At 51.3% G+C, this 4,584-nt stretch carries 5 protein-coding genes; all 5 read left to right on the top strand.

The genetic code is table 11. The features are described from left to right. Positions 1-1,813 (top strand): leucine--tRNA ligase (locus VGS28_00590; protein HEV2412286.1); only part of this gene is annotated, 1,813 nt, incomplete at its 5' end. Between the two features lie 293 nt (positions 1,814-2,106). Continuing rightward, entirely contained in the window at positions 2,107-2,580 is a 474-nt protein-coding gene (gene nusB, locus VGS28_00585; GenBank protein ID HEV2412285.1) for a transcription antitermination factor NusB, read from the top strand. Beyond that, positions 2,577-3,086, top strand: a complete 510-nt coding sequence (locus VGS28_00580; protein HEV2412284.1) for an NUDIX domain-containing protein — start codon at positions 2,577-2,579, stop codon at positions 3,084-3,086. Before nusB ends, VGS28_00580 begins: the two co-directional genes overlap by 4 nt. Further along, the gene (gene rnc, locus VGS28_00575; protein HEV2412283.1) at positions 3,073-3,813 is read left to right on the top strand and encodes a ribonuclease III; all 741 of its coding nucleotides are present in this window, start codon (positions 3,073-3,075) and stop codon (positions 3,811-3,813) included. Before VGS28_00580 ends, rnc begins: the two co-directional genes overlap by 14 nt. 91 nt (positions 3,814-3,904) lie before the next feature. Beyond that, the gene (gene rpsP / locus VGS28_00570; protein HEV2412282.1) at positions 3,905-4,408 is read left to right on the top strand and encodes a 30S ribosomal protein S16; all 504 of its coding nucleotides are present in this window, start codon (positions 3,905-3,907) and stop codon (positions 4,406-4,408) included. Positions 4,409-4,584: the final 176 nt, after the last annotated feature.

The raw sequence follows: 4,584 nt of genomic DNA, 5'->3' as shown, positions 1-4,584 counted from the left end.
GATTGGTCGGTCAGCGGGTATCAATATCAATTACGAGGTTGTCGGCACGGGCAAGACAATCACGTGCTTTACGACGACGCCGGTTAACTATGGTATGACCTTCATCGTTCTAGCTCCGGAACACGAGATGGTTAAGGAGTTGACTACTCCCCAGCAGCAGAAAGAAGTTGAAGAGTACGTTGCCGCCTGCATCAAAAAGACTGACGTCGAACGCCAGCAAGAAGGCAAGGAGAAGACAGGTGTCTTTACTGGTTCATACGTTAAGAACCAAGTAACCGGAGAGCATGTCCCGGTCTGGGTCGCCGACTTTGTCCTCGCCAGCTTCGGCACGGGTGCCGTTCAGGGCTGTCCGGCGCATGACGAGCGGGATTTTGAGTTCGCCACAAAGTATGACTTGCCGATCGTTAGAGTAGTCGAGGGGCCTGATGGTCAGAAGGCTAAGTTTGTCGATCCTAAGAAAGAGACTGTCGATCAGGTTAAGCTCAACCATGGTATCAAACGTAAGATGATCAACTCCGGTCCGTTTGACGGCCTTGTCTTTGACGAAGGCATGCAGAAAACGATGGACTACTTTGTTGAAAAGGGCTGGGGCAAGCGAACCGTCAACTACAAGATGCGCGACTGGAGCGTCAGCCGCCAGCGTTACTGGGGGGCTCCGATTCCTATTATCAACTGTCCGAAATGCGGTCCTGTCTTAGTCCCAGATGATGAGCTTCCGGTAATTCTGCCAGAACTGACAGACTTCAAACCGAGTGGCGACGGACGGAGTGCGCTGGGGCGTGCGACTGACTGGCTGCGGGTCACCTGCCCTAAATGTGGCGGCGAGGCCGAACGAGAGACTGATACTCTCGACACATACTTAGACAGCAGCTGGTACATGTACCGCTATTTCGACCCACGTAACCAACAAGAGATCTTCAGTAGCAAACTGGCCAAGAAGTGGGAGCCGATCGACTTCTATAACGGGGCCGACCATGCCACTGCCCACCTGCTCTATGCCCGCTTTATGGCCCGCTTCTTCAAGAAGCTTGGTCTGGTCAACGAGCCTGAGCCATTCAAGCAGTTTATCTTTAATGGCAAAGTGACGGCTGCGAATGGAGCCAACTTCTCTAAAACAGCTGGCAACGGGATCGACCCACTTGAGATTATCGACAGTGGCTATGGTGCTGATGCTTTGAGGACCTATTTAATGTTCGCAGCGCCACTGGAGCTTTGGACACGCTGGGACTCCCAAGGAGTCCCCGGCACTTACCGATTCTTAACACGCATCTGGAACCTGGTTCAAGAGTATCTCTCGTCAGAAACGTCGAACGCTACCAACGTCGATCAGGCAGCTGTCCGGTATGCCTCAAACCAGATGGTCAAGAAAGTCACAGAGGAGATCGAGGCCAATAGGTATAACACCGCCATTGCCGCTATCATGAGCTGTCTCAACGAGCTTTATAAGCTGAAGTCTAACGATTTAAGTCGTAGTGAGGCCTGGCAGTACGCGCTAGAGAGTCTTGTGGCCTGCGTGGCGCCGTTTGCGCCGCATATTTCCGAGGAACTCTGGTATCAACTGGGCCACGAAACCAGCATCCACCGGGACAGCTGGCCATCGTACGATGAGAAATATCTGGCTCTCGATACCGTCGCGGTTGTTGTCCAGGTCAATGGTAAGGTGCGAACAACCATTATGGCCGAGCGGGGCGCTCCCGAAGCTGAGGTTGTGAGTCTTGCCCTTGAGGACCCCAACGTTGACAAACACCTGGCAGGGAAGCAGGCCAAGCGAGTCATATTCGTGCCCAATAAGCTTCTTAACTTAGTCGTCTAATTTGAATTTCTCTCTCTGATACGGTATAATAAACGACTAGTTTCAAGTTATACAAACCCACACTAAACAGGAGTTCGCTTCGCTATGGGGACCATAGGAAGAGCAAAAAAGCAAACCTCCCGACGTACTAAGAGTCGCCGCAGTCACCTCGTTTTGAAGTTGGCTCGGAGGGTCAATGCTTCCTCGCCGGTTAAGGCCTACACAACTAAGCGAGAGAGTGGCAAAAAGACTCCCGCTTAAGGGGTAACCCTTAAGGCCAGCTTTTTGTTAGGGTCTCATTGCGATAGAGTATCATGGCATCGAATCGTCATCTCGGCCGTATCATTGCACTACAGTCGCTCTATGAGTACGACTTCCGTTTGCAGTGTGGAGATAAGAACCTCGATATTGAGGCTATTGTCGATCGCAACCTTGAACGCTACACCGATACCGTTCAAGATACTGACTTTGTCAGCAAATTAGTGACAGGTACTGTCAAAGACCAGACTAAACTTGATGGCATGCTCCAGCCGATCGCCCCAGAGTGGCCTCTCGAGCAGATCTCCAGGACGGATCGGGTTATCTTGCGGATGGCTCTCTTTGAGCTTCAAAACTTCAAAGATGTCCCAGCCAAGGTAGTTATCAACGAAGCGATAGAACTAGCCAAAGCATTCGGCAACGATAACTCGTCAAAGTTTATCAACGGCGTGCTCGGTACCGCCTACAAGCGCTACATCGAGAAGAGTACTGAGAGCGACACCAAGACGTCCGAGGCGGCCGAGAAATGATGCAGACGCCAAAGCCTAAGTTCGATCGGTTCAAGAAGTATTTCAACCGTCGCCGACCTGTCATTCAGGAAGTCGTTCGCGAGACGACAGCCGGGGGCATCATCTTTCGCCGGACGAAGGACAATCAGATAGAGATCCTGTTGGCACAGGATCTTAAAAATCGCTGGACAATCGCCAAAGGACATGTCGAAGTCGGCGAGATTACGCGGGACACGGCTGAGCGTGAGATTCGGGAAGAGACCGGACTTCAGGAGATGAAGGTACTCGACTGGCTTGGCAAGGTCCACTTCCGTTATCGTCGACAGAACAGCCTTGTTCTGATGACCATGCACGTCTATCTGGTCCAAGCGCTTGGTGATACCGACAAGCTGAAAAAGGACGAGGACGGCTGGATGACTGATCTCGGCTGGTTTCCGCTCCATAAGGCCCTCGATATGATCGAGTATGACGATATCGGCAAACTAACCTTAATCGGGATGAAGAAGATACGCGATGCAGGACTTTGAACGTTACCAATCATTTGCTCGGACTGCTTTTGGTTTTGAGTTTAACGATCCACAGTTGCTCGTGACGGCCTTCACGCATCGTTCATATGTCAACGAACACAGGAGCACTACTAAAGAGCACAATGAGCGTCTCGAATTTCTCGGCGATGCTGTTCTTGAGCTGATTGTCACCGAATTCCTCTTTGCCAAGTACAAGGACCCAGAGGGCGTCTTAACCAGCTGGCGGTCAGCGTTAGTCAGGACCGAGTCGATCGGCCAGGCGGCAGAGCGTCTTGGCTTCTCTGAGGTGTTACGTATGAGCAAGGGGGAGAGACGAGCCGGAAGCGAGAGGGCTCGTGAACAGATGCTCGCAAACTCATTTGAAGCCGTCGTCGGTGCTATCTATCTTGACCAGGGTTATGAAGTGACTAAGAAGTTTATCGAAGACAACATTATCATTACCTTTGATGAGATCCTAAGAACAGGCTCGTGGCGAGACTCCAAGTCTCTGCTACAGGAGATAGCCCAGAGTACAGAGGGAGTGACCCCCTCATACCGGCTCTTGAGCGAAGACGGTCCAGACCACGACAAGATCTTTACTATCGGGGCCTTTGTCGGCAAAAACCTACGCGGCAAGGGAAGCGGGTCATCAAAGCAGGCTGCCCAGCAACAGGCTGCCGAAAACGCTCTCCACTTTTATGCTCACTCCCGCGAATCACATCAGCATGATGGTGATTCTAAGAAGTAAAACAGATTGACAATCAGACCTTCAGGCCCTACAATACTCATAAGTTTTGTAACGTAGCCTTTTCGTACGTTTAACGAGGAACCATTATCAGATGCTAGCTATTCGTCTGCAAAGACTTGGGCGCAAGAAAGTCCCTGTTTACAGGGTAGCTGTTCAAGACGCTCGACTTCACCCCAGCAGCGGCCGCGTTGTTACCTACATTGGCAGCTACGACCCACACACCAAGAAAGCCACGCTCAATAAGGAAAAGGCCGAGTTCTATCTCAAGAATGGCGCTCAACCGACCCCCCGTGTTGTCAGTATCCTAAAAAGCGAGAAGGTAACGGTTCCAAAGTGGGTCCGTCAGCCTGACAATAAAAAGAAATCAACCCGAAACCCCGAGAAACTTCGCAAGAACCAGCCAAAGGACGCACCGAAGGCTAAGGTTCCAGAGGTTGACGAGACGACTCCGGCCGAACCTGAGGCGGCTACGGAGCAGCCAGCCGAACCAGTTGCCGAACCACCTGCAGAAGCTCCTGCCGCTGAGGCAGAGCAGGAAGCTCCTGCCACAGATGAAACGGCTGAACCTTCCGAAGAATCCACGCCAGAAAAGTAATTAACGTTCCCTGTGATATTTGTCTCATCTGGCTGGAATTGCATAGTAGACAGTCTTTCAAGTACAATGAGCTTACGTTGGTAAGTTCTAGGAGAGTCCGATATGACCACTATTGATCAGCAGTTCGTTGAATACATCGTTAAATCATTAGTCAGCAAGCCAGATGAAGTCAGTGT

The sequence above is a fragment of the Candidatus Saccharimonadales bacterium genome, assembly GCA_035945435.1.
GTDB lineage: Bacteria > Patescibacteriota > Saccharimonadia > Saccharimonadales > DASZAF01 > DASZAF01.
Note: the sequence above shows the minus strand (reverse complement) of the source record. Positions and strands in the feature narration are given on the sequence as shown.

Bases quoted from the DNA above. Each gene is read 5' to 3' on its own strand.
- nusB (HEV2412285.1), top strand. From the start codon at position 2,107: ATGGCATCGAATCGTCATCTCGGCCGTATCATTGCACTACAGTCGCTC.
- rnc (HEV2412283.1), top strand. From the start codon at position 3,073: ATGCAGGACTTTGAACGTTACCAATCATTTGCTCGGACTGCTTTTGGT.
- rpsP (HEV2412282.1), top strand. From the start codon at position 3,905: ATGCTAGCTATTCGTCTGCAAAGACTTGGGCGCAAGAAAGTCCCTGTT.
- VGS28_00580 (HEV2412284.1), top strand. From the start codon at position 2,577: ATGATGCAGACGCCAAAGCCTAAGTTCGATCGGTTCAAGAAGTATTTC.